General features: G+C 55.0%; 21 protein-coding genes and 1 tRNA gene. 8 read left to right on the top strand and 14 right to left on the bottom strand.

Annotated features, from left to right (window positions below; genetic code table 11):
- Positions 1 to 66: 66 nt before the first annotated feature.
- The 4 genes from HMPREF2796_RS04085 to HMPREF2796_RS04070 all read left to right on the top strand — a co-directional run bounded on the left by HMPREF2796_RS04085 (position 67) and on the right by HMPREF2796_RS04070 (position 2736).
- Positions 67 to 687 (top strand): riboflavin synthase, encoded by a 621-nt coding sequence (locus tag HMPREF2796_RS04085; RefSeq protein WP_070631212.1) that lies wholly within the window; start codon positions 67 to 69, stop codon positions 685 to 687.
- Positions 684 to 1304, top strand: a complete 621-nt coding sequence (locus HMPREF2796_RS04080) for a lysophospholipid acyltransferase family protein (protein WP_070631210.1) — start codon at positions 684 to 686, stop codon at positions 1302 to 1304. Before HMPREF2796_RS04085 ends, HMPREF2796_RS04080 begins: the two co-directional genes overlap by 4 nt.
- A 6-nt stretch (positions 1305 to 1310) precedes the next feature.
- Positions 1311 to 1793 (top strand): tRNA (N6-threonylcarbamoyladenosine(37)-N6)-methyltransferase TrmO, encoded by a 483-nt coding sequence (tsaA, locus tag HMPREF2796_RS04075; protein ID WP_070631208.1) that lies wholly within the window; start codon positions 1311 to 1313, stop codon positions 1791 to 1793.
- A 136-nt stretch (positions 1794 to 1929) separates the two neighbouring features.
- Complete coding sequence (locus HMPREF2796_RS04070; RefSeq protein WP_070631206.1) at positions 1930 to 2736, top strand: RNA methyltransferase; 807 nt, start codon at positions 1930 to 1932, stop codon at positions 2734 to 2736.
- 174 nt (positions 2737 to 2910) lie between these two features.
- Here the strand turns inward: HMPREF2796_RS04070 and HMPREF2796_RS04065 are convergent, their stop codons facing one another.
- On the bottom strand, positions 2911 to 4350 hold the full coding sequence (locus tag HMPREF2796_RS04065; protein WP_070631204.1) for a surface lipoprotein assembly modifier: 1440 nt from the start codon (positions 4348 to 4350) through the stop codon (positions 2911 to 2913).
- A gap of 387 nt (positions 4351 to 4737) precedes the next feature.
- Here HMPREF2796_RS04065 and HMPREF2796_RS04060 point away from each other — a divergent pair, with 387 nt between their 5' ends.
- On the top strand, positions 4738 to 5556 hold the full coding sequence (locus tag HMPREF2796_RS04060; protein WP_070631202.1) for a factor H binding protein domain-containing protein: 819 nt from the start codon (positions 4738 to 4740) through the stop codon (positions 5554 to 5556).
- A gap of 168 nt (positions 5557 to 5724) precedes the next feature.
- Here HMPREF2796_RS04060 and HMPREF2796_RS04055 read toward each other — a convergent pair whose 3' ends face one another.
- Complete coding sequence (locus tag HMPREF2796_RS04055) at positions 5725 to 6513, bottom strand: class I SAM-dependent methyltransferase (RefSeq protein WP_070631201.1); 789 nt, start codon at positions 6511 to 6513, stop codon at positions 5725 to 5727.
- A gap of 326 nt (positions 6514 to 6839) precedes the next feature.
- Positions 6840 to 7964 carry a molecular chaperone DnaJ gene (dnaJ, locus tag HMPREF2796_RS04050; RefSeq protein ID WP_064087373.1) on the bottom strand — a complete coding sequence of 375 codons (1125 nt, stop codon included), beginning with the start codon at positions 7962 to 7964 and terminating at the stop codon, positions 6840 to 6842.
- A gap of 324 nt (positions 7965 to 8288) precedes the next feature.
- On the opposite strand from dnaJ, the gene HMPREF2796_RS04045 reads away from it, so the two are divergent.
- Positions 8289 to 8903, top strand: coding sequence for a Maf family protein (locus HMPREF2796_RS04045; protein ID WP_070631199.1), 615 nt, complete (start codon positions 8289 to 8291; stop codon positions 8901 to 8903).
- Between the two features lie 200 nt (positions 8904 to 9103).
- Positions 9104 to 10297 carry an NnrS family protein gene (locus HMPREF2796_RS04040; protein WP_070631197.1) on the top strand — a complete coding sequence of 398 codons (1194 nt, stop codon included), beginning with the start codon at positions 9104 to 9106 and terminating at the stop codon, positions 10295 to 10297.
- A gap of 198 nt (positions 10298 to 10495) precedes the next feature.
- Here the strand turns inward: HMPREF2796_RS04040 and HMPREF2796_RS04035 are convergent, their stop codons facing one another.
- The gene (locus tag HMPREF2796_RS04035; RefSeq protein ID WP_070631195.1) at positions 10496 to 11305 is read right to left on the bottom strand and encodes a DUF4198 domain-containing protein; all 810 of its coding nucleotides are present in this window, start codon (positions 11303 to 11305) and stop codon (positions 10496 to 10498) included.
- A 276-nt stretch (positions 11306 to 11581) separates the two neighbouring features.
- On the opposite strand from HMPREF2796_RS04035, the gene HMPREF2796_RS04030 reads away from it, so the two are divergent.
- Positions 11582 to 12337, top strand: a complete 756-nt coding sequence (locus tag HMPREF2796_RS04030) for a DUF5339 domain-containing protein (protein ID WP_141749147.1) — start codon at positions 11582 to 11584, stop codon at positions 12335 to 12337.
- A 278-nt stretch (positions 12338 to 12615) separates the two neighbouring features.
- On the opposite strand, the gene rpoC is transcribed toward HMPREF2796_RS04030, so the two are convergent.
- The 10 genes from rpoC to HMPREF2796_RS03985 form a co-directional block, all read right to left on the bottom strand.
- Complete coding sequence (gene rpoC, locus HMPREF2796_RS04025) at positions 12616 to 16791, bottom strand: DNA-directed RNA polymerase subunit beta' (RefSeq protein ID WP_070631190.1); 4176 nt, start codon at positions 16789 to 16791, stop codon at positions 12616 to 12618.
- A 12-nt stretch (positions 16792 to 16803) separates the two neighbouring features.
- Entirely contained in the window at positions 16804 to 16926 is a 123-nt protein-coding gene (locus HMPREF2796_RS11760) for a hypothetical protein (protein WP_256374337.1), read from the bottom strand.
- A 60-nt stretch (positions 16927 to 16986) separates the two neighbouring features.
- Positions 16987 to 21168 carry a DNA-directed RNA polymerase subunit beta gene (gene rpoB / locus HMPREF2796_RS04020; protein ID WP_070631189.1) on the bottom strand — a complete coding sequence of 1394 codons (4182 nt, stop codon included), beginning with the start codon at positions 21166 to 21168 and terminating at the stop codon, positions 16987 to 16989.
- 195 nt (positions 21169 to 21363) lie between these two features.
- The gene (rplL, locus tag HMPREF2796_RS04015) at positions 21364 to 21735 is read right to left on the bottom strand and encodes a 50S ribosomal protein L7/L12 (RefSeq protein ID WP_003823693.1); all 372 of its coding nucleotides are present in this window, start codon (positions 21733 to 21735) and stop codon (positions 21364 to 21366) included.
- Positions 21736 to 21781: 46 nt separating this feature from the next.
- A complete protein-coding gene (gene rplJ, locus HMPREF2796_RS04010) occupies positions 21782 to 22285 on the bottom strand; it encodes a 50S ribosomal protein L10 (protein WP_070631187.1) in 504 nt (167 codons plus the stop codon).
- A 233-nt stretch (positions 22286 to 22518) separates the two neighbouring features.
- Positions 22519 to 23214, bottom strand: coding sequence for a 50S ribosomal protein L1 (gene rplA / locus HMPREF2796_RS04005; protein ID WP_070631184.1), 696 nt, complete (start codon positions 23212 to 23214; stop codon positions 22519 to 22521).
- Entirely contained in the window at positions 23214 to 23645 is a 432-nt protein-coding gene (gene rplK, locus HMPREF2796_RS04000) for a 50S ribosomal protein L11 (RefSeq protein WP_035573849.1), read from the bottom strand. Before rplK ends, rplA begins: the two co-directional genes overlap by 1 nt.
- 100 nt (positions 23646 to 23745) lie before the next feature.
- Positions 23746 to 24288, bottom strand: coding sequence for a transcription termination/antitermination protein NusG (gene nusG / locus HMPREF2796_RS03995; protein ID WP_070631181.1), 543 nt, complete (start codon positions 24286 to 24288; stop codon positions 23746 to 23748).
- A gap of 17 nt (positions 24289 to 24305) precedes the next feature.
- Positions 24306 to 24752, bottom strand: a complete 447-nt coding sequence (gene secE / locus HMPREF2796_RS03990) for a preprotein translocase subunit SecE (RefSeq protein ID WP_070631179.1) — start codon at positions 24750 to 24752, stop codon at positions 24306 to 24308.
- 82 nt (positions 24753 to 24834) lie between these two features.
- Positions 24835 to 24910 (bottom strand) — tRNA-Trp (locus HMPREF2796_RS03985).
- Positions 24911 to 24949 lie beyond the last annotated feature (39 nt).

Raw genomic sequence — 24949 nt, 5'->3', positions numbered from 1 at the left:
AACAGACTTGGCATTTTTCAGGTAGCCTTTATCCCGTTGTAAAATAAATATAATCAAGGAGAAACCATGTTTACAGGAATCGTACAAGGCTTGGGCGAAGTACTGGCCGTCGATCAGCGTGCGCCCGATTTCCGCAGCCACACCGTGCGCCTGCCCGAGGGCGCGGATGCCGATTTGCGTGTGGGCGCATCGGTGGCGCACAACGGCTGCTGCCTCACCATTACCCGCGTACACGAAAACGGCGCGGCAGATTTCGACCTGATGGGCGAAACGCTGGCCAAAACCAATCTGGGCACGTTGCAGCCGGGCGACAAAGTAAACATCGAGCGCGCCGCCCGCTTCGGCGACGAAATCGGCGGCCACAGCATGAGCGGCCACATCACGACCACTGCCGAAATCAGCCGCATCGAAGCGAACGGACTGAACCGCACTGTGTGGTTCAGGCTACCTGAAAACCTGAAAGGCTATGTTTTCCCTAAAGGATTTATCGGACTGGACGGCTGCAGCCTCACCATCGGCACGGTAAGCGACAGCGAATTCAATGTCCACCTAATCCCCGAAACCCTGAGCCGCACACTGTTTGGCAGCCGCCAGGCGGGCGAGCGGGTGAATGTGGAAATCGATCCGCAAACGCAGGTGATTGTAGACACCGTGGCGCGGATTCTGGCGGAGAGGGATAACGCATGATGCCGCTGCCGCCGCAAGTGCCGCGCCGGGGCAGCGGAATCAGCCGCCGTGTGGCGGCTGCTTTACTTCGGCTGTTGGGCTGGCGCGTAGCCGGCAGCGTGCCGGATGTGGCCAAATGCGTGGTGGTGGCCGTACCGCACACCTCGAATTTCGACGGGCTGTATGTGTTGCCTGCTCTGTTGGCTTTGGATTTGAAAATGAGCATCTTCGGCAAGAAAAGCCTGTTTGCCGTGCCCGGCTTGGCAGCGTTTTTACGCTGGGCGGGCGTGATGCCGCTGGATAGGGAGCACGCCGGCGGCGTGGTGGACGAAGCCGTGGCCGCCTTCCGCCGCAACGAGCAGCTGTTTCTCGGTATCTCGCCGGAAGGCACCCGCCACGCCGCGCCCAAATGGAAGAGCGGCTACTGGCGGATTGCCCGCGGCGCCAGTGTGCCGGTATTGCCGGTGGCGATCGACTACGGGCGGCGCGAAGTGCGCTTCCTGCCGCTGTTTACCCCCACTGCCGACATGGCCGCCGACCACGCCGCTCTGGCCGCGCTGTTTCGCGGCATCGAGCCGAAGCATAAACATCGTTTGTCTTTGCCGCTGCGTGAAGCCCAGACGGCTGAAACCGATTGATGATATATGGAAATTACACTTAGCCCCATCGGCCGCCTCGAAACGCCGTTTAACGACATCGCCGATATGCCGATACAGCCGTCTGTGCTGGCCGACACGCGCGGCAAAGCCGTGCTGGATGAAAAATTTATGCCGGGCTTAAAGGATTTAGACGGCTTCTCACATATCATCCTGCTGTTCTTGCTGCATAAAATATCCGGCTATCAGCTGGAGGTGGTGCCGTTTATGGACACGCTGCCGCACGGTATTTTCGCCACCCGCTCACCCAAACGGCCAAACCGTATCGGCATGTCGATTGTGCGCGTAGAAAGGGTAGAGGGAAATATCGTGCATTTCAAAGGCGTAGATATGCTCAACGGCAGCCCGCTGCTCGATATCAAGCCCTACTACTCCTATTTCGACCAACAAACACAAGTTCGCAATGGCTGGCTGGAAGGGAAAACGCTGCGGCCGGAAAATTTGCGTTCCGACAAACGCTTTGAATCGTGAACCCGCCCACTCAGCACAAAATGCCTTGAATACCCAAAAATCGTGCTTAATCATTGCCCGTACAACTCTTCCAACTAAGCCAGCCAATGCCGCTGGCAAAAAAGCCGTGCTTTAGCCGCCGTTGAAACCGATTGATATGACAGATACCCCCACCGTTCCCGACTACCTGCGCCACATCCACGTGGTGCTCACCCGCACCAGCCATCCCGGCAACATTGGTGCCGCCGCCCGCGCCATGAAAACCATGGGCTTGAGCCGCCTCACCTTGGTGGCGCCCAACCTGATGGCCACGCCGATGACTCCCGAGCCGCCCGCCTTCGATGCCGCCCGGGCGGCCGCGTTCCGGCTGCCGGAAGAAAGCTTCATCCTCGCTTCCGGCGCACGTGACGTGCTGGAACAGGCGCGAATTGTGGCTACTTTGGATGAAGCGCTGGCCGACACCGTGTTGAGCTGTGCGCTTACCAGCCGCCGCCGCGAACTCTCCGCCCCGCTGCACACCCCGCGCGAACTCGTGCCCGAGCTACTGCAGACCGCGCAGCAAGGTTTTCAGGTAGCCCTCGTATTTGGCAACGAAACTTTCGGCCTGAATATTGATGAAGTGCAGCGCTGCAACCGCCTGCTCACCATCAGCGGTAATCCCGCCTATTTCTCGCTCAACCTCGCCCAGGCCGTGCAAGTGGTGTGCTACGAAATTTTCAGCCAAACCGGCATCGGCATGAGCCAGCTGCAACAGGCGCACACGCCCGCCACACAAAGCCAAACGCGCGGCATGGTGGAGCACTTGGAGCAAATCATCGAACAAACCGGCTTTGCCAACCGCCGCAACCAAGAACGCATGATGCGCCGCCTGCACAGCCTCTTCGACCGAGCCTCCCCCAGCCGCGAAGACATCGACCTGCTGCGCGGCCTGTGGAACAGGATTTCGCAGCGGCTGAAAGATTAAGTGGCACTTTTATAGTGGATTAACAAAAATCAGGGCAAGGCGGCGAAGCCGCAGGCAGTACAGATAGAACGGCAAGGCAACGCCGTACTGGTTTAAACTTAATCCACTATAGTGCAAAAGGCTACCTGAAACTTTCAGGTAGCCTTTCCTTTTTTCCATTACCAACCTACAACGTTAGAACGAACGCCCGAACTGAATAAACACGTTGCCTTTGCGGTAGGGATAGAAGAAGTGGTTGCTGTTTACCCTCTGCCAGGTGCCCACCAGCTGCGGGGTGATGCCGGCGAATTGCAGTTTGCGATGGGAGAGCACCAAGCTGGCGGCCAGCTCGTGGTCACGGCGGGTGATGCGGAACAGGTCGGGGGCGTCGTAGCTGCGGTGGCCGGCGCTGATTTGGGCGGAGGTGGTGAGCCCCCAGCCCCATTGCTGCGTCCAGCCCAAGCGCAGGCCTTTGCGGGTGTAGGATTCGCTGTTATCGGCGGCGGTTTTGCGCAGCCAGTCGAGGCCGAAGCTGAAATATTGGGTGGGGCTGCGCACGAAAAGCCAAGTGCCGGAAGCAGTGTAGCTGTCGCCGTCGAGCCAGCGGCGGCGGTCGTGGCGCTGCTCGCCGATTTCAAGCGCGCTCAATATTTTATGGCGCGGGGTGAGCCAATATTGCCATTCGGCGCGCACACCGACTTCGCGCGAGTATTTGTGCCTGCCATACCAACGGCGTTCGTAATAGGGGGTAACGGCGGCTTCGGCACGGGCGGTTTTATAGGCGGGGCCGCTGCTGAGACGGGCGATTTGGTCGTCGAATTTGTGGTTGTTCCAATAGAATTTGCCGTAGTCGTCGAGGCTGAGCCGCCAGTAGAGGTTGCCGTGTACATTCCAGTCGCGATCGGCATTGAGGCGGTAGGCAAAGCCTTGGGCGGATTCGGGCTCGGGCAGCGTCCACACGCCGCGCGGGGTGCGGATTTCGCGCTCACGGCCGGCGTTGTTTACATTGCTGTCTCTGATGAAGTTTACGCTGCCGCCGAAGCTCCAGCGATCGCGTTTGCGCAGGGCTTCGAGGTATTGCCCGGCAAGTTGTTGCAACTCGGGCGCGAGATTGGGGGTTTGCCGGAAGTGTTCGAACTCTTGCCGCGCATCTTTGTCGGCACGGTTTTCAAACAGGCTCTGTGCCAGCGAAAGGCGCACGGGCGGGATGTCGGGGTCGGCTGCCAATACGGCGCGGTAGAGGCCGATAGCGCGTTGGTAGTCGCCCTCGGCGCGGGCAATCAGTGCCTGTGCCAAAGCCACCAGCAGCGCATCGTGCGGCCCGGGCAGTTCGAGATAAATCGGCAGCAACAGCGATGCGCCTTCGGCATTGTGGGTAAGCACAGCATAGCTGAGCGCCTGTTGCAGCAGCTCGGGGCGCTGGAGCAATTCTTCGCGGCTCATTTGCAGGCGTTTATCGGGCTGAGTGTTGGCAGGCGCGGGCGCAGCTTCCACCTGCGGCGCGGCCGCTGGCGTGATGTCGAAGCCGGTATCCGGTTCGGTGACCAGCCTGTCTGCCGGCAGATCGGCCAAGGCTACCTGAAAAGGCAACAGCAGCAGGCAGGCGGCCAGCCGCGGCTTATTCTGTATGCTCATCCAACGCTTTCTTTGCGGCAAAATCTATAAACGGGCGAATTATAGCGGATTCAATATGCCCGCCAAACCTGAACTAACATTTGTAAAATGCAGGAAATGATAATGACTCCACCCGGCCACATCCGCCTTTTTGTGGACAAAATGGCGAATTTCTCACCTATTTTCAATCAGATTTAGCTGTTCGGGCTTAACCATTCATATCCTTTTTTACAAATCTTATATTCAAAAAAGAACGTAAATTTTCTTGCCTAAATTAACCAACAAACCAGCTTTTCACTACCAATAAATATCAAACTATTTGATATTCGTCATATTTCCTGCCAAACATCGTGCTATACTGTAACCGATTCGAACAGCATCCCCTGCAACAAAACGAAAGGATCTGCCATGAAAAAACATCACATTCTTTACATTGCCATCACTGCCCTTACCCTAGGCGGCTGCAGCAGCGCAGGCAGCTCGCTGGCCAACGCGATTACTGATCCGTTGACACCAAAGCCGCATGGTAAGACCACTCTTGCGATTAACGATCAAAACGGTAACGGATTGTTGCGAACCGGCAATGATGTGGCAGACACAATCAATATTGCAGGCCGGAATTATGGAAATAACAGCACGTTGGATATCGGCCATCTTTGGCAGAACAGGCTAACCAGTTTTCAATATATCCTGAAAGCCAATGGCCGTAATTTGGAAGACGGCCAGTTAGAGGTGTACAAACGTTCTTATAGCGCCATCGTTGGTGCGCACGTTAGAAACCGCTATGCTCCAGACGGCACTCAGCAGCAGGCGCAACCAAACGAATTCCAAATCAGAAGCATCCAGGGCACGCTTACTCAGGAAAACCAACTGCCCACCACCGGCACCGTCCGCTATCAAGGTCATGCTTTCGCCGGATCGGATGAGAGCAACGGCAGGTTGGATTACAGCATCAATTACGGTAGTCGCACGGGTTCCGGCCAAATTACCGGCCTACCGGATTTCGGCAATATTACCCTGCGCACCGGTAATTTAGACCGCCATAATTCCAACATTACCGGCGTTGCAGAATCCCAACGCCGAGGAAACGGCAATTACCATCTCAACATCTTCGGCCCGAATGCTAATGAAATCGCTGGCAAAGCACATAACTTTACCACCCAACAAAACGGTGGGAATCTTATCTATAACCGGGAAGTCGGCTTCTCCGGCAGCCGGGTAAATTAATCCTGCTTGAAGCGGTGGCTGACCAGTTTTGCTCATGCGTTTTTGCTCAACTTTCCCTCTGAAACGCGCCAACCCTGAACCACGAAACCCCAGCCATCGCCAAAAGGCTACCTGAAATCCCAGTAGATTTTCAGGTAGCCTTTCCTATATCCGGCATGTACAAAACATTCAAGCGTTTTGTTCGCCCACAGCGGCATCGGCAGCCTTACGGCTGTGTACGGCAATGTAGCCCATGGGTTTGGCCGGATCGTTGAAGGTGCGGTACATGCGTTTGAAGGTTTCGCGGTTTTCGGCTTTGAGTGCGTTTTTCACGATTTGGAAGGCGCGCCGCCAGCCTTCGTCGTAAATCAGGCCTCTGGGCGAGAGCAGGGTCATGCCGCCGCTGATGGTGGTGATGTTGCTGAAGCCGCTGCGGTGGAAAAGATCGGTCCAGGCGTTTTCGGTGAGCGGGGTAACTTTTACTTGGATGGTGTCGCGCAGGCGTTCCACGGCTTCTTCGGTGTTCTGCTCGCTCACCACCACATCGTGCGTGAGCAGCACGCCGCCGGGCTTGAGCACGCGGAAGTATTCGGCCACCGCCATTTCTTTATTGGCCAGCGGCAGCATGGTGAGCATGGCTTCGTTGATGACGACATCGAAGCTGTTATCGGGGAAGGGCAGCTCGGTGGCGTTGGCGTGCTGCACCTGCACCAGATGTTCCAGCCCGGCGGCGCGGATGTTTTGCCGGGCCTTATTCAATGCGTTTTCGTCCAAATCCACGCCGGTGATGTGGCAGCCGAAGCGCTGCGCCAGCCCCACGGCGGTGGTGCCCATATTGCAGGCCACTTCGAGCACCTGCGTGTCGGGGGCGAAGCGGGTTTGGTTGATCAGCCATTCGGTGGCGAAACGGCCGCCGGGGCGCAGGCGGGTTTTGCCGAGGCGAGCGAGGAAATGATGGCCGGTTTGGTCTTTCTTCATGAGGTTCTCCTGTGTGAATGCGGTGGGCGAGGCTGCCGCGCCAAAGGGCTGGCGTGCGTCATAGCCACGCAAACGATTTGGCAAAAGGCTACCTGAAAAACAGACGGCGGTTTCAGCCACACACGCGGATGCGCGGCGGCCGGCGGCAGTTTGGGGAAACGGAGAAGTGGTTTGAAGCGCCGATGAATAATGATGTTGTTTTATGTGGCGCGGAGGTGTTTATACTGCAAAAGTGTGTTCACAGCAAGCGGCAGGCTACCTGAAAAAAGGCTACCTGAACCGCCCTAGCTGGTTTCAGGTAGCCTTTTGTGCGGCGGACTGCCGCCTTAGTCGAACAGATCATTTTTCAAATCGCGCAGTTTGTCCATAAACGATTTCTGGCGCGGAGTTTGGGCGCGGTCGAGGCCGGTGGAGATTTTTTCAAACTCTTCCAGCAATTCGCGCTGGCGATCGGTGAGGTTGACCGGGGTCTCCACCACAATGTGGCAATACAAATCGCCCATCGAGGAAGAACGCAGCGATTTCATACCCTTGCCTTTCACGCGCATGCGGCGGCCGGTTTGGGTTTCTTTCGGGATATTCAGCTTCACGCGGCCGTTGAGCGTGGGCACTTCCACTTCGCCGCCCAGCGCGGCGATGGTGAAGCTCACGGGCAATTCGCAGTGCAGATCCAAGCCGTTGCGCTCGAAGATTTCGTGGCGACGGATATGCACCACCACATACAAATCGCCCGCGGGCGCGCCGTGCGAGCCTGGCTCGCCCTCGCCGGCAAGGCGGATGGGCTGCTCGTTTTCGATGCCGGCGGGGATGTTCACATCCAGCGTTTTGCGGCTCTTCACGCGGCCTGCGCCGTGGCATTTAACGCACGGCTCTTTGATTTCTCGGCCGGAGCCGCCGCAGGTGGGGCAGGTTTGCTGCAACTGGAAAATGGCCTGGCGCACGTGCACCACACCAGAGCCGTGGCAGGTGGAACAGGTGGTGGCGGAGGTGCCGGGTTTGGCACCGGAGCCATGGCAGATGTCGCACTCTTCGTGCGAGGGGATGGTGATGCGTTTTTTGCTGCCGGCTGCGGCCTCTTCCAGCGTGATTTCAATATCGTAACGCAGGTCTTTGCCTTGGAAGTTCTGCTGGCGCGCACCGCCCCCTCCGCCGAACATCTGGCTGAAAATATCGCCGAAATCGAAGCCGGCCGCGCCACCGAAACCACCAAAGCCGCCGGCATTGCCGTCTACGCCGGCTTGGCCGAATTGGTCATAGCGGCTGCGTTTTTCGCGGTCGGAAAGGATTTCATAGGCCTTTTGGATGGTTTTGAATTTCTCTTCCGCTTCCTTATTGTCGGGGTTGCGGTCGGGATGGTATTTCATCGCCAGCTTACGGTAAGCCTTTTTGATTTCGTCGTCAGAGGCATCGCGGGAGACACCGAGGGTTTGATAATAGTCTTGATCGCTCATGATTGCTAATGGATAAATAAACAGTTTGCCGCGCAAGATTAGGGCGGGGGCGGGAAAAACAAGCTCTCCGGCAGATTATAGTGGATTAAAATAAGAATGCTACGGCGTTTGCTCGCCTTGCCGTACTAGCTGTACTGTCTGCGGCTCGCCGCCTTGTCCCATTCTTATTTTAATCCACTATAACTTTACTTCCGGCTTCGGGCGGCGCAAGGTAGGAATCCGTCATGCCGCCCCGCCCGTACAAATTCACCCGTTTTAGCTATCGCGGAAAACGGGATTTTCAGGTAGCCTTAGCGGCTTACGCAGCTATGTTAAAGAAACACCATGCCGAACACCATCTATCTGGCCTCGGCCAGCCCGCGCCGCCGCGAAATTTTGGTTTCATTAGGTTTCCAGCCCGTGCTACTGGCGGCGGAAATCGACGAAACGGCGCTACCGGGCGAAGCGGTGGCGGATTATGTGGCGCGGATGGCGCGGCAGAAAAACGCGGCAGCGCGCCAACTGGCGGCGCAACGCGGCCTGGCCTTGGCACAGCCGCTGTTGAGCGCCGACACGGTGGTGGCGCTGGACAATGCCATTTTGGGCAAACCGCGCGATGCGGCGCACGCCCGCGAGCTGCTGGAAAGCCTTTCCGGACGCGAACACCAGGTGTGGACGGCGGTGTGCGTATCGCTCGGCGGCCAAACGCTGGAGGCGGCACAGCGCAGCGATGTGCGGTTTAAAGAACTGAGCGCGCAGGAAATCGCGGCCTATATTGCCAGCGGCGAACCGCTGGATAAAGCCGGCGCATACGGTATCCAAGGCATTGGCGGCGTGTTTGTGGCGCATCTTGCCGGCAGCTTCAGCGGCGTGATGGGGCTGCCCGTGTTTGAAACCGTGCAGCTGCTGCACAAATTGGGTGCGCCCGTGCCGCCGTTTGCAGAGGCCATAGTGAATTAACATAAACCAGTACAGCGTTGGCTCGCCTTGCCGTACTATCTGTACTGTCTTCGGTTCGCCGCCTTGTCCTGATTTTTATTAATCCACTATACCTGAAAACGTATTGCCGCATGATTTAAGGGCTACCTGAAAAGCCTGCCGTTTTTCAGGTAGCCTTCCCCGTTTAACTCCCTACCCTACAAACCAATCATCATCACATCATGAATCTGCTTTCCAAAAACCATCCCGTTTGGGGCATGGCCTTCCGCCCCTTCTATCCGCTGGCCGCCCTCTACGGTACGCTTTCCATCCTGCTGTGGAGCTTCGGCTATCAGGGCACGGCCGCGCTGCCCAATTACTTTTGGCATGCCCACGAAATGATTTGGGGTTATGCCGGCGCCATCGTGGTGGCCTTCCTGCTCACGGCGGTAGCCACCTGGACGAAACAGCCGCGCACTTGGGGCGCGCCGCTGATGATGCTGGCATTGCTGTGGCTGTTGGCGCGCGCGTTTGCCTTTGCCGCACCGCTTACCTTGGCCGGCGGTATCGCGGGCGTGGCGTTCTATTGGCTTGCGGCCTGGTATATGGGCGTGGCCGTAGTGCGCAGCCGCAACAAGCGCAATTATTTGGCGGTGGCCGCGCTGTTTGTGTTCGGCCTGTTGCAGGCGCTGTTTCATTGGCAGCTGGCGCGGCATAATTTTTCCGCCCTCGCCGGCGGGCTGTTTGCCGGGCTTTCCGTGGTGGCCGGCTTTATCGGGCTGGTGGGGATGCGCGTGATTCCGTTCTTCACCGCCAAACGGCTCGGCTGCGAGCAGGTGGGCAGCCATCCTTTGATGATGACGGCTTCTTTGGTGGTGCCGCTGGCCATGGCTCTGCTCTACGGTTTGCAGGCGGTGCTGCCGCCTTCGGCAGCCGATGCGGCGCTGGCTGCCGCAGCCGTGCTCAGCATAGCGGCCGGGTTGCTGGATATCGTGCAAACCGTGCGCTGGTGGCGGCCGGAAGTGGTCAAAGAGCCGATGTTGTGGATTCTGTTTGCCGGCTTCCTGCTCACCGGGGCGGGGCTAACGGTGATGGGCTTGGGGCATTGGCTGCCGCGCTGGCAGAGCCTGGGCGTGCATTTGGTGGCCGTGGGCGGCATCGGGCTGATGACGGTGGGCATGATGGTGCGCACCGCGCTGGGACACACCGGCCGGCCGCTCTACCCTGCTCCCGCCGCCATGCCATTGGCGTTTTGGCTGATGGTGGCCGCTGCGCTGGCGCGTGCCGCCACGGCGGTGTTGATGTATCTGCTCCCCGCCGCCTACCAGCCCGGCCTGTGGCTCTCCGGCCTGCTGTTTGCCGCTTCGCTGCTGCTCTACACCTGGCGCTACCTGCCCTGGCTGACCGCACCGCGGGTGGACGGCAAAGAAGGCTGAGTTGCAGGCTGCCTGAAACTGTCCCGGCATTTTTCAGGTAGCCTTTAGCTGGCCCATAGAGGCTACCTGAAACAGAACAAACGCAGTTTTCTATAACACGCCAAACGAAAACAGGGCGGGCAAAAATTGCCCACCCTGTTTTTTTAGATGCAGCAATAGCCGTGAGCCCGCAGGCTGAGGCTACCTGAAACCGACAACTTAATGATGGCTGCTGCCGATCTCGAAGGTTAACGTGGCATAAGCAGCCAGCTGGCCGCACACAGCCTGGTCAGAGAAATCGGTTTTGTGCACCACGCGCACTTTCCAGCTGCCTTGGCGCAGCGGAATGATGCCTACCGTGCCGTCGGCACGGGTAGTGTCGGAGAACGCCTGCGGCTCGAGGCGGTGTGATTTATCGGCCGGGTCGCGATGGGAGAAACCGTCAAACGTGGCCACCACCGTGGCATCCGGCAGCGGCTCGCCACGGAACAACACCCGCACCGGCAACACTTCACCCACGCGCACATTGGCCGGGTTTTCCAGTGGCACAATCTCCAGCAAATCGCCCACCGGCCGGCTGATCAGCTCCTTGCTCGCGCTTTCGTGCCCCACGTTCACCACCGCTTTGCCAAACATGCTGGTTTGCTCGCAATAAGTGGCATCTTTCATCTGCGTCAGATTTTGCCGCTGCCAGCCCGCCTCATTGCGCGACCAAAAAGTCGGGCGGTATTGCGCCAACAGCAGATAGCTGCCGTCGGCCACCGCCCGCGGCGTTTCAAACTGATAATTATGCTGCCCGCGCCGCACCAAATCGATTTTGCCCTGCGGCGTGAGCAATTGCAGCGGCTTGGGAAACAGTGTCAAACGGTCGGCTGCAATCGGCTCCAACTCGGGATAGTGCCCATAGCCCAGCTCGGCCTTCAACACCTCGCCGCCATGCGTATGCGCAGCATTCACCCACACCTCATGGCCATGCGCGGCCACCGATACGCCGGCCAACAGCACGGCAGACAATAAATGGCGGAACATAAAAACTCCTTTACAGATTGTTTACACAGACCGTGTGTTATACCATAACTATCCTGCCTAGAAAATATAGTCAACGTACTTATTACCTCCTGCAACGTGTCAGCACGCCTGGCAGGATAAGACCGATTGCTTCCGCTAGCGCAGGCAATGCCATCCAGGCTACCTGAAAATGCTGCAAAAACCGCCCTGCCCTGCCGCCGCCCTTCACGAGCAGCACGGCTTGCGTGTAAGATGCGCAACGGCAACAGCCTCCTTACCATATCACCATTCATCACCATGCAAGGCAAACCAGACTGGAAACGATACTGGCAGCAGCTGCAGGCAAAACTGCAAGCCCTACGGCCAAAACGGCAAGCTAAACCGAACACCCCGCAACCCAAATGGCGGGGGAATCTGCGTTCCCTGTGGCAGAAACTGCGTGGAAAACTACGCACCCTGCCGCAGCAAGTGCGTGAAAAACCGCAGCTGTTGGCCGTAGCCGCCGTAGTGGCCGGTGGCCTGCTGCTTGCCTTCGGGCTCTTGGCCGGCGGCAGCCGCAAACACCCTGCCCCCGCCGCGGCGACTGCGGCATCACAAGCCTCGGCACCGGCCGCTGGCAGCGCATCCGGCATCGAAACAGCCACGGTATCGGTGGAACTGGTTACCCCCGAAGTGTCGGACGGCAATGCCGAAGACGACCCGCTCACCGCCGCCGAAGCCAACCCCGAGCCGGAACATGCCCTGCCGCCTACCACCGCCGACCACATGAACCCCGTGTGCGAAACCTATTTCCAACGCGCCCGTGCCTGCTTCCGCCAAGCCCCCGACGGCCAGGGCGATGCGCTGTTGCAATCGCTGGAAGCCACCCGCGGCGATCTCTCGCAATTGGATACCGAGGGCTGCGAAGTGGTGAGCCAGCAGTTTGAAGAAATGGTGCAGCAGATGGGCTGCGAACAAAAAGCCGCAGACAGCAAGCCGGCTAATACCAACCCGCCGCCGGCCAAACCTGCCGAAGCCAAACCCCAAGCCGCTTCGGCAGTGCATAAGCGTTAAAGCAAAAATGATCAAAAGGCTACCTGAAATGCTTGATTGGCTTTCAGGTAGCCTTTTATGCTGCTCACATAACTAAAGTGCTTCACTGCATACTGCGCTGGCTCACTTTGCCGTACTGGCTGTGCTGTCTGCGGCTCACTGCTTGGTATGAATCAAGAATCCCTCCAGCTATCGCAGGCTACCTGAAAACCAAACTTCCTCCACCCACCAAACCATCCGCCTACGAAAAAGGCTGAACCCGCTTATTACGATTTCAGCCTTTTGCTTTTCAGGTAGCCTTATTCGGCTTCATCCACCTGCTCGTTCACTTGCGCTTCGTGATGCGCCTGCCACTGCACACGGCGGCTGCGGTGGTAAGTGAGGCCGGTACCGGCCGGAATCAGGCGGCCGACAATCACGTTTTCCTTCAGGCCGCGCAGGTCGTCTTTCTTGCCCATGATGGCGGCTTCGGTAAGCACGCGGGTGGTTTCCTGGAAGGAAGCCGCGGAAATGAAGCTGTCGGTAGAGAGCGAAGCCTTGGTGATACCCAGCAGGATGTTGTCGAAACGTGCCGGTTCTTTGCCTTCGGCAACGGCGCGTTCGTTGGCCTGCATTACGTCGCCACGCTCCACCTGCTCGCCGGTGATGAACCCGGTTTCGCCGGCGTCGGCAATGTTCACGCGGCGCAGCATCTGGCGGATGATCACTTCAATGTGCTTATCGGAAATGCGCACACCTTGCAGGCGGTATACTTCCTGCACTTCTTGCACGATGTAGCGTGCCAGCGCTTCGATACCTTGCAGGCGCAGGATGTCGTGCGGATCAACCGAGCCGTCGACGATAATCTCGCCGCGGTTCACTACTTGGCCGTCGTGCACCAGAATCTGTTTCTCTTTGGAAATCAGGGTTTCGTGTGCCGCGCCTTCCAAGTCGGTAATCACCAAACGCTGTTTGCCTTTGGTTTCTTTACCAAAAGACACCGTACCGGTTACTTCGGCCAGCATACCGGCATCTTTGGGCACGCGGGCTTCAAACAGCTCGGCCACGCGGGGCAGACCACCAGTAATATCGCGGGTTTTGGAGGAAGCCTGCGGGATACGCGCCAGCACGTCGCCCTTGCCCACTTCCTGATCTTCACGCACGGTAATCACCGCGCCCACGGGGAAGGCCATGGAAACGGGGGTTTCGGTGCCGGGTACGGTAACCTCTTCGCCGTTTTCATCCAGCAGCTTCACGGTTGGGCGCAGCAGTTTGCTGGTGCTGGTGCGGCGTTTGCCGTCGATCACCACCAAAGTGGAGAGGCCGGTGATTTCGTCGGTTTGACGGGTAACGGTTACGCCTTCTTCCACGTTTTCAAAGCGCACGCGACCGGCATATTCGGTAATCATCGGGCGGGTATGCGGATCCCAAGTGGCCAGGGTTTGGCCGGCTTTCACCGCAGAACCGTCCTGCACCAGCAAAGTGGCACCATAAGGCACTTTGTGGCGTTCGCGCTCGCGGCCCACTTCGTCGTGAATCACCAATTCACAGGAGCGGCCGATCACCACCAATTCGCCTTTGTTGTTAGCGACATAGCGCATCTGACTGCTGAAACGGGCGGTACCGTTGGATTTGGCCTCCACTTGGCTGGCGGCAGCGGCACGGGAGGCGGCACCACCGATGTGGAAGGTACGCATGGTCAGCTGCGTGCCGGGCTCACCGATGGATTGGGCGGCAATCACGCCCACGGCTTCGCCGGTATTCACCAGCTTGCCACGTGCCAAGTCGCGACCGTAGCACTTGGCGCACAAGCCGTAGCGGGTTTTACAGGTAATCGGGGTGCGGACTTTCACTTCGTCCACGCCGGAGCGGTCGATCAGATCCACCAGCTGCTCGTTGAGCAGGGTGCCGGCTTCCACCAAAGTAGCGCCGCTAGAGGGATCCACCACGTCTTGCGCGGTAACGCGGCCGAGGATGCGGTCACGCAGGGCTTCAATCACATCACCACCCTGTACCACGGCTTTCATTACGAAGCCGTCGTTGGTGCCGCAATCGTCTTCCACCACAACCAAGTCTTGGGTTACGTCCACCAAGCGGCGGGTCAGGTAACCGGAGTTGGCGGTTTTCAACGCGGTATCGGCCAAACCTTTGCGCGCACCGTGGGTGGCGATAAAGTATTGCAATACGGTAAGGCCTTCGCGGAAGTTGGAGGTAATCGGGGTTTCGATAATCGAACCGTCCGGCTTGGCCATCAAACCACGCATACCGGAAAGCTGTTTAATCTGGGCGGCAGAACCACGCGCACCGGAGTCGGCCATCATGTAGATCGAGTTGAACGACTCCTGATCCACTTCTTTGCCTTCGCGGTCGATGACTTTCTGTTTGGAAAGGTTGTCCATCATCGCCTTGGCAATTTTATCGCCGGCACGGCCCCAAATATCCACCACTTTGTTGTAGCGCTCGCCGTTGGTCACCAAACCTTGGCGGTATTGGTCTTCAATTTCCTTCACTTCGGCGTTGGCTTCGGCCAAGAGCTTGGCTTTCTCTTTCGGCACTTCCATATCGTCCACGCAGATGGAGATGCCGCCTTTGGCTGCGAAGCTGAAGCCGGTGTACATCAGGTGGTCGGCGAAAATAACCGTATCGCGCAAGCCGCATAGGCGGAACGAGGCGTTAATCAGGCGGGAGATTTCTTTTTTCTTCAGCGCCTTGTTGATGTATTCAAACGGCAGGCCTTTAGGCAGGATTTCGGACAGCAGGGCGCGGCCAACCGTGGTTTCGTAGCGTTTGGTAACCGGCTCGAACTCGTCTTGGTCGTTTTTCACCCATTCCTGCAAACGAACGGTGATTTTGGTGCCCAATTCCACCTGCTTGGTGTAGTAAGCACGGTGTACTTCTTTCACGTCCGAGAACAGGCTGCCTTCGCCTTTGCCGTTGATTTTGTCGCGGGTCATGTAGTAGAGACCCAATACGATATCTTGAGACGGCACGATAATCGGCTCGCCGTTGGCGGGCGAGAGCACGTTGTTGGAGGCCAGCATCAGGGTACGGGCTTCCATTTGTGCTTCCAGGCTCAACGGCACGTGTACGGCCATTTGGTCACCGTCGAAGTCGGCGTTGAACGCGGCGCACACCAAGGGGTGCAGCTGAATGGCCTTGCCTTCAATCAGAATCGGCTCAAAAGCCTGAATACCCAAGCGGTGAAGGGTTGGGGCACGATTGAGCATAATCGGATGTTCGCGGATCACTTCATCCAAAATATCCCACACCACCGGCACTTCCTGCTCCACCAGTTTTTTCGCCGCTTTCACGGTAGCCGCTTCGCCGCGCACTTCCAGTTTGTGGAAGATGAACGGTTTGAACAATTCCAAGGCCATGCGTTTGGGCAGGCCGCACTGGTGCAGGCGCAGGTAGGGGCCTACGGTAATCACGGAACGGCCGGAGTAGTCGACGCGTTTACCCAACAGGTTTTGACGGAAGCGGCCGCCTTTACCTTTAATCATGTCGGCCAGCGATTTGAGCGGGCGTTTGTTGGCGCCGGTCATGGCTTTGCCGCGACGGCCGTTATCCAACAGGCTGTCTACCGCTTCCTGCAACATGCGCTTTTCGTTGCGCACGATGATGTCGGGCGCGTGCAGCTCCAGCAGGCGTTTGAGACGGTTGTTGCGGTTGATCACGCGACGATAAAGATCGTTCAAATCGGAAGTGGCAAAACGACCGCCATCCAACGGCACCAACGGACGCAAATCGGGCGGCAGCACAGGCAACACGTCCATAATCATCCATTCCAGCTTCATGCCGCTGCGCTGGAAGGCTTCCAGTACTTTCAGGCGTTTGGCCAGCTTTTTGATTTTGGTTTCGGAGCCGGTGCTTTCCAATTCCTGGCGCAGGATTTCGATTTCGGCCGGCACGTCCAGCGACCGCAACAGTTCGCGAATGCCTTCGGCACCCATTTTGGCATCGAAGTCTTCGCCGTATTCATCCAGCTTGGCGTAGTAGTCTTCTTCAGTCAGCAGCTGGCGGCGTTGCAGCGAGGTCATGCCGGGGTCGGTTACCACAAAGGCTTCGAAATACAGCACACGTTCAATATCGCGCAGGGTCATGTCCAATACCATGCCGAGGCGGGAAGGCAGTGATTTCAAGAACCAAATATGGGCAACAGGCGCAGCCAGCTCAATATGCCCCATGCGCTCGCGGCGCACTTTGGAAAGGGTAACTTCCACACCGCATTTTTCGCAGGTTACACCTTTAAATTTCAAACGCTTATATTTGCCGCACAAGCATTCGTAGTCTTTTACCGGGCCAAAGATTTTGGCGCAGAATAAGCCGTCGCGCTCCGGCTTGAAGGTACGGTAGTTGATGGTTTCCGGCTTCTTCACTTCACCGTACGACCAAGAGCGGATGGTTTCGGGCGAGGCAATGCCGATTTTGATGGCATCGAATTCTTCTTCCATGCCGGCAGCTTGCAGGGGGTTAAACAGGTTCGACAGATTCATTTTTGCTCCCAATCAGGATTTTGTATTTTGCTCACTCTGTTTCAGACAGCCTTTGAGGCTACCTGAAAAATATGGGCGGGCGGCTTGGCCGGATTCTTGCACGGCGGCAAACGGCGGCTCGACGGGAAATATCACGCCGGCACAGTGGCCGTTTCTATTTTCAGGTAGCCTCAGAGGCTACCTGAAAAGCCCCGTTTAATACCGCTCCATATCGATATCCAAGCCCAGCGAACGGATTTCTTTTACCAACACGTTAAACGATTCGGGCATGCCGGCTTCGATTTTGTGTTCGCCTTTAACGATATTTTCATACATCTTCGTACGGCCGGTTACGTCGTCCGATTTCACGGTCAGCATTTCCTGCAGCGTGTAGGCGGCGCCATAGGCTTCCAGAGCCCACACCTCCATCTCACCGAAACGCTGGCCACCGAACTGGGCTTTACCGCCGAGCGGCTGCTGGGTAACGAGCGAGTACGGGCCGGTTGAACGAGCGTGCATTTTTTCGTCCACCAAGTGGTGCAGCTTCAGATAGTGCATCACGCCCACGGTTACCTTGCGGTCGAACGGTTCGCCGGAGCGGCCGTCGTACAGGGTGATTTGGGTCTTGGTGTCGTTGAAGCCCAGTTTCTGCACTTCGGGGTCGTCGCTCGGGTAGGCCAATTCGAGCATGTCGTAGATTTCCTGCTCTTTGGCACCGTCGAACACCGGCGAAGCGAAGGTGGCACCACCCTTGAGGTTTTTGGCCAAAGTGAGGATTTCTTCATCGCTGAGCGATTTCAGGTTCTCTTTTTTACCGCTGCCGTTATAGAGTTTTTCTAGGAAAGCACGGATTTCTTTCACTTTGCGCTGTTCGGCCAGCATTTTTTCAATGCGCTGGCCGATGCCTTTGGCGGCCCAGCCCAAATGCACTTCCAGAATCTGGCCGATGTTCATACGCGAAGGTACGCCCAGCGGATTGAGCACGATGTCTACGGTGCGGCCGTCGGCCATGTAGGGCATGTCTTCCACCGGCAGAATGCGCGATACCACACCTTTGTTACCGTGGCGGCCAGCCATTTTGTCGCCTGCCTGCAGGCGGCGTTTGATGGCGATGAACACTTTGACCATTTTCTGCACACCGGGCGGCAGCTCGTCGCCCTGGGTCATTTTTTTCTTCTTAATTTCGTATTGCTCGTCGGCCTCTTCGCGTTTCTGCTGCAGGCTGAGCTTAATCAATTCAAGCTGTTTGGCCAGCTCTTCGTCTGACAGACGGATGTCGAACCAATCGTGCTTGGTCGGCAGAGAAGCTAGGTATTCGGCAGTAATTTCTTTGCCTTTGCCTAGTTTCATCGGGCCGCCATTGGCTTTTTGACCGACAATCATGCGCTCGATACGGTCGAATGCATCGTTATCGAAAATACGCAGTTGGTCGTTCAAATCCAAGCGATAGCGTTTCAGCTCGGCGTCAATAATGGATTGGGCACGTTTGTCGCGCTGGATGCCTTCGCGGGTAAATACCTGTACGTCGATTACCGTGCCGCTCATGCCGGTGGGCATACGCAGCGAGGTATCTTTCACGTCGGAAGCTTTTTCACCGAAGATGGCACGCAGCAGTTTTTCTTCCGGTGTGAGCTGGGTTTCGCCTTTGGGCGTTACTTTGCCCACCAATACGTCGCCAGCTTCCACTTCGGCGCCGATGTACACGATGCCGCTTTCGTCCAAACGGTTTTGCATGCGTTCAGACAAATTGGGAATATCGCGGGTGATTTCTTCCGCACCCAGTTTAGTGTCACGCGCCACCACATTGAGTTCTTCGATGTGGATGGAGGTGTAGCGGTCGGCAGCAGCCACTTTCTCGGAAATCAGAATCGAGTCTTCGTAGTTGTAGCCGTTCCAAGGCATGAAGGCAATGGTCATATTCTGGCCAAGCGCAAGTTCGCCCAAGTCGGTAGAAGCGCCGTCAGCAATCAAATCACCACGCTGCAACACATCGCCGGCTTTTACCGCCGGGCGTTGGTTGATATTGGTAGATTGGTTGGAGCGGGTGAATTTCACCAGGTTATAGATATCCACACCCACTTCACCGGCTACAGTTTCTTCGTCGTGCACGCGGACCACGATACGGTTGGCATCCACGTATTCCACCACGCCGCCGCGACGGGCCACGATAGCAGTGGCGGAGTCCACAGCCACGGAGCGCTCAATGCCGGTACCAACCAATGGTTTTTCAGCACGCAAGCAGGGCACGGCCTGACGTTGCATGTTGGCACCCATCAAGGCACGGTTGGCGTCATCGTGCTCCAAGAAGGGAATCAGCGAGGCGGCTACGGATACCACTTGGCCGGTAGCCACGTCCATATACTGCACGCGGTCGGCACTGGCCATGATGGTTTCGCCTTTTTCGCGACAGGTAATCAAATCGCCCTTCAGGTAGCCTTTCTTATCCACTTCGGCGTTGGCCTGCGCAATCACATAACGGCCTTCTTCAATGGCAGACAGATAGTCGATTTCATCGGTAACCTTGCCGTCTACCACGCGGCGGTACGGAGTTTCCAAGAAGCCGTAATCGTTGGTACGGGCATAAACCGATAATGAGTTAATCAGACCGATGTTCGGGCCTTCCGGCGTTTCAATCGGGCACACGCGACCATAGTGGGTCGGATGTACGTCGCGCACTTCAAAGCCGGCACGTTCACGGGTCAGGCCGCCCGGGCCGAGTGCCGACACACGGCGTTTATGGGTCACTTCCGACAACGGATTGGTTTGATCCATAAACTGTGACAATTGGCTGGAACCGAAAAATTCTTTGATCGCCGCTGATACCGGTTTGGCATTGATCAAATCGGTCGGCATCAGGTTGTCGGCTTCCGCCTGATTTAGGCGCTCTTTTACTGCACGTTCCACACGGGCCAAACCGGAGCGGAACTGGTTTTCGGTCAGCTCACCCACAGAGCGCACACGGCGGTTACCCAGGTGGTCGATATCATCCACTTCGCCATGGCCGTTACGCAATTCAACCAGCGTGGCAATGGAGGCAACAATGTCTTCAGTGCTGAGAATAAACCCGCCTTTTTCAGCTGCTCCGGCCAAAGTTTCATTCAACAGACGACCGTACCACGATTGCTGCTGGTCTTCAGACAGTTTTTGCTCGTAGGTGCGGGTATTGAATTTCATGCGGCCAACGCGCGACAGATCATAGCTGGCCTCATTGAAGAACAAGCGATCAAACAGCATTTCTACCGCTTCTTCAGTAGGCGGCTCGCCGGGACGCATCATGCGGTAGATGGCAATTCGCGCAGCCATTTGGTCAGCCGTTTCATCCACTTGCAACGTAGAAGAAATATAACCGCCATACCCCAATTCGTTGATATATAGGGTTTGGATTTCGTTCACGCCATGAATTTCCAGCTGTGCCAACAATTCTTCGGTAATTTCACTATTGGCTGATGCGAGAATTTCACCGGTATCGGGCACGATAACGTCTTTAGCCAGCATTTTGCCGATCAAAGTCTCAGCATCCACCCGCAGGCGCTTCAAACCAGCTTTCTCAATATCGCGCAATCCTTTGGCAGTAACCCGTTTGCCCGCAGCAACCAACACTTTGCCGTCTGCATCGCAAATATCGGTTTTTACGGTTTCTCCCTTCAACCGCGACAAGACCAGCTCGGTCTCCACACCATCTTTGTTTAGATAGAATGTTTCCTTGTCGTAGAAGGTATCCAAGATCTGTTCGGCGCCGTATCCCAATGCTTTCAGCAAAATGGTTACCGGCATTTTGCGGCGGCGGTCGATACGGAAATAGAGCAGGTCTTTTGGATCAAACTCTAAATCCAGCCATGAGCCGCGATAGGGAATAATACGTGCAGAAAACAACAGCTTACCTGAGGAGTGAGTTTTGCCCCGGTCATGTTCAAAGAATACACCCGGAGAACGGTGCAGCTGAGACACAATGACGCGTTCAGTACCGTTAATAATGAATGAGCCATAAGGGGTCATCAGTGGGATTTCGCCCATATAAACTTCATTCTCGCGCACTTCTTTTACCACATTGGGTTTGGAAGATTCTTTATCCAAAATCACCAATCTGATACGCGCACGCAACGGGGCAGCATAAGTGATGCCACGCAACTGGCATTCGGCAATATCAAATAATGGCTCACCCAAGATGTAATGAGTAAATTCCAACCGAGCATATCCGTTGTGGCTCACAATCGGGAAAATAGAATTGAATGCAGCCTGCAAGCCTTCATCCAAACGCTTATCAAAAGCAGTTTCCTGCTGGAGAAACTTTCGGTAAGACTCCAGCTGGGTCGCCAGCAAATATGGCACCTCCAGCACGCTATCGCGTTTAGCAAAGCTCTTTCGGATACGTTTTTTTTCAGTAACTGAATAACTCATTGTTGAACACTCCGGATAATGAGAGGAATTGATTCCCACTTGAACAGCAGCAACATCCACTACCACTCTAAAATTTACATATATTTGCCATAAAAGCCGGCTTAGATAGCAAATATATGTAAATTATTATTTAATCCTAATCTCCAAGCGAAACAAGGCTGGCAGATACCTGCCAGCCTGTTGGCGAGAAAATACTTATTTAATTTCCACTTTGGCGCCAGCTTCTTCCAGCTGTTTCTTGATTTCTTCAGCTTCAGCAGGAGTAACGCCTTCTTTAATAGTCTTCGGAGCGCCATCAACCATGTCTTTGGCTTCTTTCAAGCCCAGACCAGTAATGGCACGAACCACTTTAATCACGCCTACTTTCTGATCACCAGCGGCAGCCAAAATAACGTCTACCTCAGACTTGGCTTCAGCTTCACCACCAGCAGCACCAGGACCCGCAGCAATAGCAACGGCAGCAGCAGAAACGCCAAACTTGGTTTCAAATTCTTTTACCAAGTCGTTCAACTCCATTACAGTCAAACCACCGATTGCTTCCAAAATGTCTTCTTTAGTAATAGCCATGCTATCAAACTCCTAATTAAATGAATAAGTAAAATATAAAAAATGGTTAAGCAGATGCTTCTTCAGCGGCTTTTCTCTCAGCCAGAGCAGCCAAGCCGCGAGCCATGCCAGACAACGGAGCCTGCATGAGGAACAGCAATTTGGACAACAATTCTTCACGACTCGGAATTGCAGCCAGCTGACCTACCTGAGCGGCATCCATCACTGCACCGTCATAAGAGCCTGCTTTAATAATCAGCTTCTCATCTTTTTTAGAGAATTGGTGCAACACTTTTGCAGCAGCTACAGCATCTTCAGATGCTGCATATACCAACGGGCCAACCATATGCTCAGCCAACCCTGCAAAAGGAGTGCCTTCCACCGCACGACGAGCCAACGTGTTTTTCAAAACACGCAAGTACACACCTTCCTTACGAGCATTAGCACGCAATTCGGTCATACTAGCAACGCTGATACCGCGGTATTCGGCAAGCACCATGGTCTGAGCATTGCCGATACCGGCAACAATCTCTTCCACAACTGCTTTTTTAGTTTCAATACTAAGACTCAAGGTCTACCTCCTACTGTTTATCAAAGAATGTCTAGTGACATCCACCAGTTCGGTAACCTGAAAAGACATTTTGCAAGCAATTGCTTGCTCATAATCTCAGGACCACCGTCTACGTAGGGTAAAATATTAAATCTCACGATCCCTACGGTCTTGGACTCTACTTACAATCAAGCATAAGCAGTCCATATTTCAGGCAGCCTCCGCAGCTAGCAAAGGCTACCTGAAAATTTCTTCTAATTAGACACGCTACCAACATCTACACGGACACCAGGGCCCATGGTGCTAGATAATGCAATTTTCTTCAAATACTGACCCTTGGTAGCAGCAGGCTTTGCTTTTACCACTGCATCCAGCAAAGTATTAAAGTTTTCACGCAAATCAGCCGCCGCAAAAGAAGCGCGACCAATAGTAGCATGCACTACACCAGCCTTATCAGTGCGATACTGAACCTGACCAGCCTTGGCATTACGCACGGCCTCTGCCACATTTGGCGTAACCGTACCCACCTTCGGATTTGGCATCAAACCGCGCGGTCCCAAGATAGTACCCAACTGACCAACGATACGCATCGCATCAGGAGAGGCAATAACAACATCAAAATCCAAATTACCCGCTTTTACTTCAGCAGCCAGATCCTCAAACCCAACCACATCAGCACCTGCTTCTTTTGCCGCCTCAACATTGGCACCTTGAGTAAATACCGCCACACGAACAGTTTTACCAGTACCTTTTGGCAATACAACAGACCCACGGATTACTTGATCAGATTTACGCGAATCCACGCCCAAATTGATAGCAACATCAACAGACTCATCAAATTTGGCTGTAGCCGTTTTCTTCACCAACTCAATTGCTTCATCAATTGAGTAGTGCACATTTGAATCAATAGAAGAGCGCAAACCCTGGAAACGTTTAGACAACTTAGCCATTACACACCCTCCACATCCAAGCCCATGGAACGGGCAGAACCAGCAATAGTACGAACCGCCGCATCCAAATCAGCTGCAGTCAAATCAGGCTCTTTAGTCTTGGCAATTTCTTCCAACTGTGCACGGGTAACCTTACCCACCTTGCTAGTCAACGGATTTGAACTGCCTTTCTGCAAACCAGCAGCTTTTTTCAGCAAAATACTGGCCGGAGGAGTCTTCATTACAAATGTAAAAGACTTATCTGCAAACGCGGTAATTACCACAGGAATCGGCAATCCAGGCTCCACATTTTGCGTAGCCGCATTAAATGCCTTACAAAATTCCATAATATTTAAACCACGCTGGCCCAGTGCCGGACCAACTGGAGGAGAAGGATTAGCCTTCCCTGCAGGAATCTGCAACTTAATATAACCTACAATTTTCTTTGCCACATTTAGCTCCTAAATAACGGGTAATACGCAGAAATTCTGCTCCCCAAAAAATCAAGCCGTATATTATAAATAAAATCCTACTTATTGCCAAGCAATCAGACTAAATCTTCTCTACCTGACTAAAATCCAATTCAACTGGCGTTTCTCGACCAAAAATTTGTACCAAAACTCGCAACTTATTGCGTTCATAATCAACAACATCAACCAACCCGTTAAAATCAGAAAATGGGCCTTCGCTCACCCTGATCTGCTGCCCAACCACAAACTCAACTCGCGGCTTAGGCTTCTTCTCGGAGCCAGCAACAGCCGACACCTGAGATATTATCGCATCAACTTCTCGTTGAGAAATTGGCAAAGGACGGTTAGCCGTGCCTCCAATAAACCCATTAACCCTAGGCGTACTCTTAACCAAGTGCCATGATTCATCAGTCATTTCCATTTCTATCAACACATAGCCTGGAAAAAACTTACGCTCACTAACTGTCTTCCGACCATTCTTAATACCAACAACCTCTTCAACTGGCACCAGAATCTGACCAAAAAGCCCCTCCATTCCCTCTCTTGCGATCCGCTCTTTCAGAGTCTTCTGCACATTCTTCTCGAACCCAGAATAAGCTTGGATGACATACCAATTTTTAGCCATTTTCTCGCCCCTGCAAATTACTCAGCAATTTTCGTAAATAACCACACTAAAAAAGAATCCACCAACCACAAAAATAAAGTCAGCACTGCCGTGAACATCAAAACGAAGAATGTATTGCGCCAAGCCTCGTTTTTAGGCGGCCAAACAACCTTCTTAATCTCAACAACAGAATCCTTGATATACCGAATTAACCCGGGACCAGTATCACACCAGAAGAAAACAATTAGCCCAGAGAGCAACAACGAGCCCCCTAAAATGGCACCTCGCACATATAGCGGCTGCTGAGACAGAAATGAAAAACCAATCGCCCCACCGATAACCAAAGCAGCTGCCAAAAATAATTTAGCCCCATTTCCTCTTCCAGTCTTACGTTGAGCACCCTGTCCCCGATTACGCAACTCCTGGTGAGCCTGCTTCAACGAAGCAACGGACATCTCTTTTACTTTCTGCTTACGATCACTCATTTGCAACCACCCTAAACTTCATAGTTCTTTATAAAACAGCATAAAACAAAAGACCAACCGGCAGGCCGGTTAGTCTTTCTTTTGGCAGGCCAGGAGGGTCTCGAACCCCCAACCCTCGGTTTTGGAGACCGATACTCTACCAATTGAGCTACTGGCCTCTAACCTTTAAGCGATCACGGAAGCCACCACACCGGCAC

This window comes from Eikenella sp. HMSC071B05, from assembly GCF_001811325.1.
GTDB classification, from domain to species: domain Bacteria; phylum Pseudomonadota; class Gammaproteobacteria; order Burkholderiales; family Neisseriaceae; genus Eikenella; species Eikenella corrodens.
This window is presented reverse-complemented; position numbering and strand designations above follow the sequence as displayed.

What these genes read in the sequence shown, in the direction of transcription:
- HMPREF2796_RS04085 (WP_070631212.1), top strand. Translation starts at nt 67, where the DNA reads ATGTTTACAGGAATCGTACAAGGCTTGGGCGAAGTACTGGCCGTCGAT.
- HMPREF2796_RS04080 (WP_070631210.1), top strand. Translation starts at nt 684, where the DNA reads ATGATGCCGCTGCCGCCGCAAGTGCCGCGCCGGGGCAGCGGAATCAGC.
- tsaA (WP_070631208.1), top strand. Translation starts at nt 1,311, where the DNA reads ATGGAAATTACACTTAGCCCCATCGGCCGCCTCGAAACGCCGTTTAAC.
- HMPREF2796_RS04070 (WP_070631206.1), top strand. Translation starts at nt 1,930, where the DNA reads ATGACAGATACCCCCACCGTTCCCGACTACCTGCGCCACATCCACGTG.
- HMPREF2796_RS04065 (WP_070631204.1), bottom strand. Translation starts at nt 4,350, where the DNA reads ATGAGCATACAGAATAAGCCGCGGCTGGCCGCCTGCCTGCTGCTGTTG.
- HMPREF2796_RS04060 (WP_070631202.1), top strand. Translation starts at nt 4,738, where the DNA reads ATGAAAAAACATCACATTCTTTACATTGCCATCACTGCCCTTACCCTA.
- HMPREF2796_RS04055 (WP_070631201.1), bottom strand. Translation starts at nt 6,513, where the DNA reads ATGAAGAAAGACCAAACCGGCCATCATTTCCTCGCTCGCCTCGGCAAA.
- dnaJ (WP_064087373.1), bottom strand. Translation starts at nt 7,964, where the DNA reads ATGAGCGATCAAGACTATTATCAAACCCTCGGTGTCTCCCGCGATGCC.
- HMPREF2796_RS04045 (WP_070631199.1), top strand. Translation starts at nt 8,289, where the DNA reads ATGCCGAACACCATCTATCTGGCCTCGGCCAGCCCGCGCCGCCGCGAA.
- HMPREF2796_RS04040 (WP_070631197.1), top strand. Translation starts at nt 9,104, where the DNA reads ATGAATCTGCTTTCCAAAAACCATCCCGTTTGGGGCATGGCCTTCCGC.
- HMPREF2796_RS04035 (WP_070631195.1), bottom strand. Translation starts at nt 11,305, where the DNA reads ATGTTCCGCCATTTATTGTCTGCCGTGCTGTTGGCCGGCGTATCGGTG.
- HMPREF2796_RS04030 (WP_141749147.1), top strand. Translation starts at nt 11,582, where the DNA reads ATGCAAGGCAAACCAGACTGGAAACGATACTGGCAGCAGCTGCAGGCA.
- rpoC (WP_070631190.1), bottom strand. Translation starts at nt 16,791, where the DNA reads ATGAATCTGTCGAACCTGTTTAACCCCCTGCAAGCTGCCGGCATGGAA.
- rpoB (WP_070631189.1), bottom strand. Translation starts at nt 21,168, where the DNA reads ATGAGTTATTCAGTTACTGAAAAAAAACGTATCCGAAAGAGCTTTGCT.
- rplL (WP_003823693.1), bottom strand. Translation starts at nt 21,735, where the DNA reads ATGGCTATTACTAAAGAAGACATTTTGGAAGCAATCGGTGGTTTGACT.
- rplA (WP_070631184.1), bottom strand. Translation starts at nt 23,214, where the DNA reads ATGGCTAAGTTGTCTAAACGTTTCCAGGGTTTGCGCTCTTCTATTGAT.
- nusG (WP_070631181.1), bottom strand. Translation starts at nt 24,288, where the DNA reads ATGGCTAAAAATTGGTATGTCATCCAAGCTTATTCTGGGTTCGAGAAG.
- secE (WP_070631179.1), bottom strand. Translation starts at nt 24,752, where the DNA reads ATGAGTGATCGTAAGCAGAAAGTAAAAGAGATGTCCGTTGCTTCGTTG.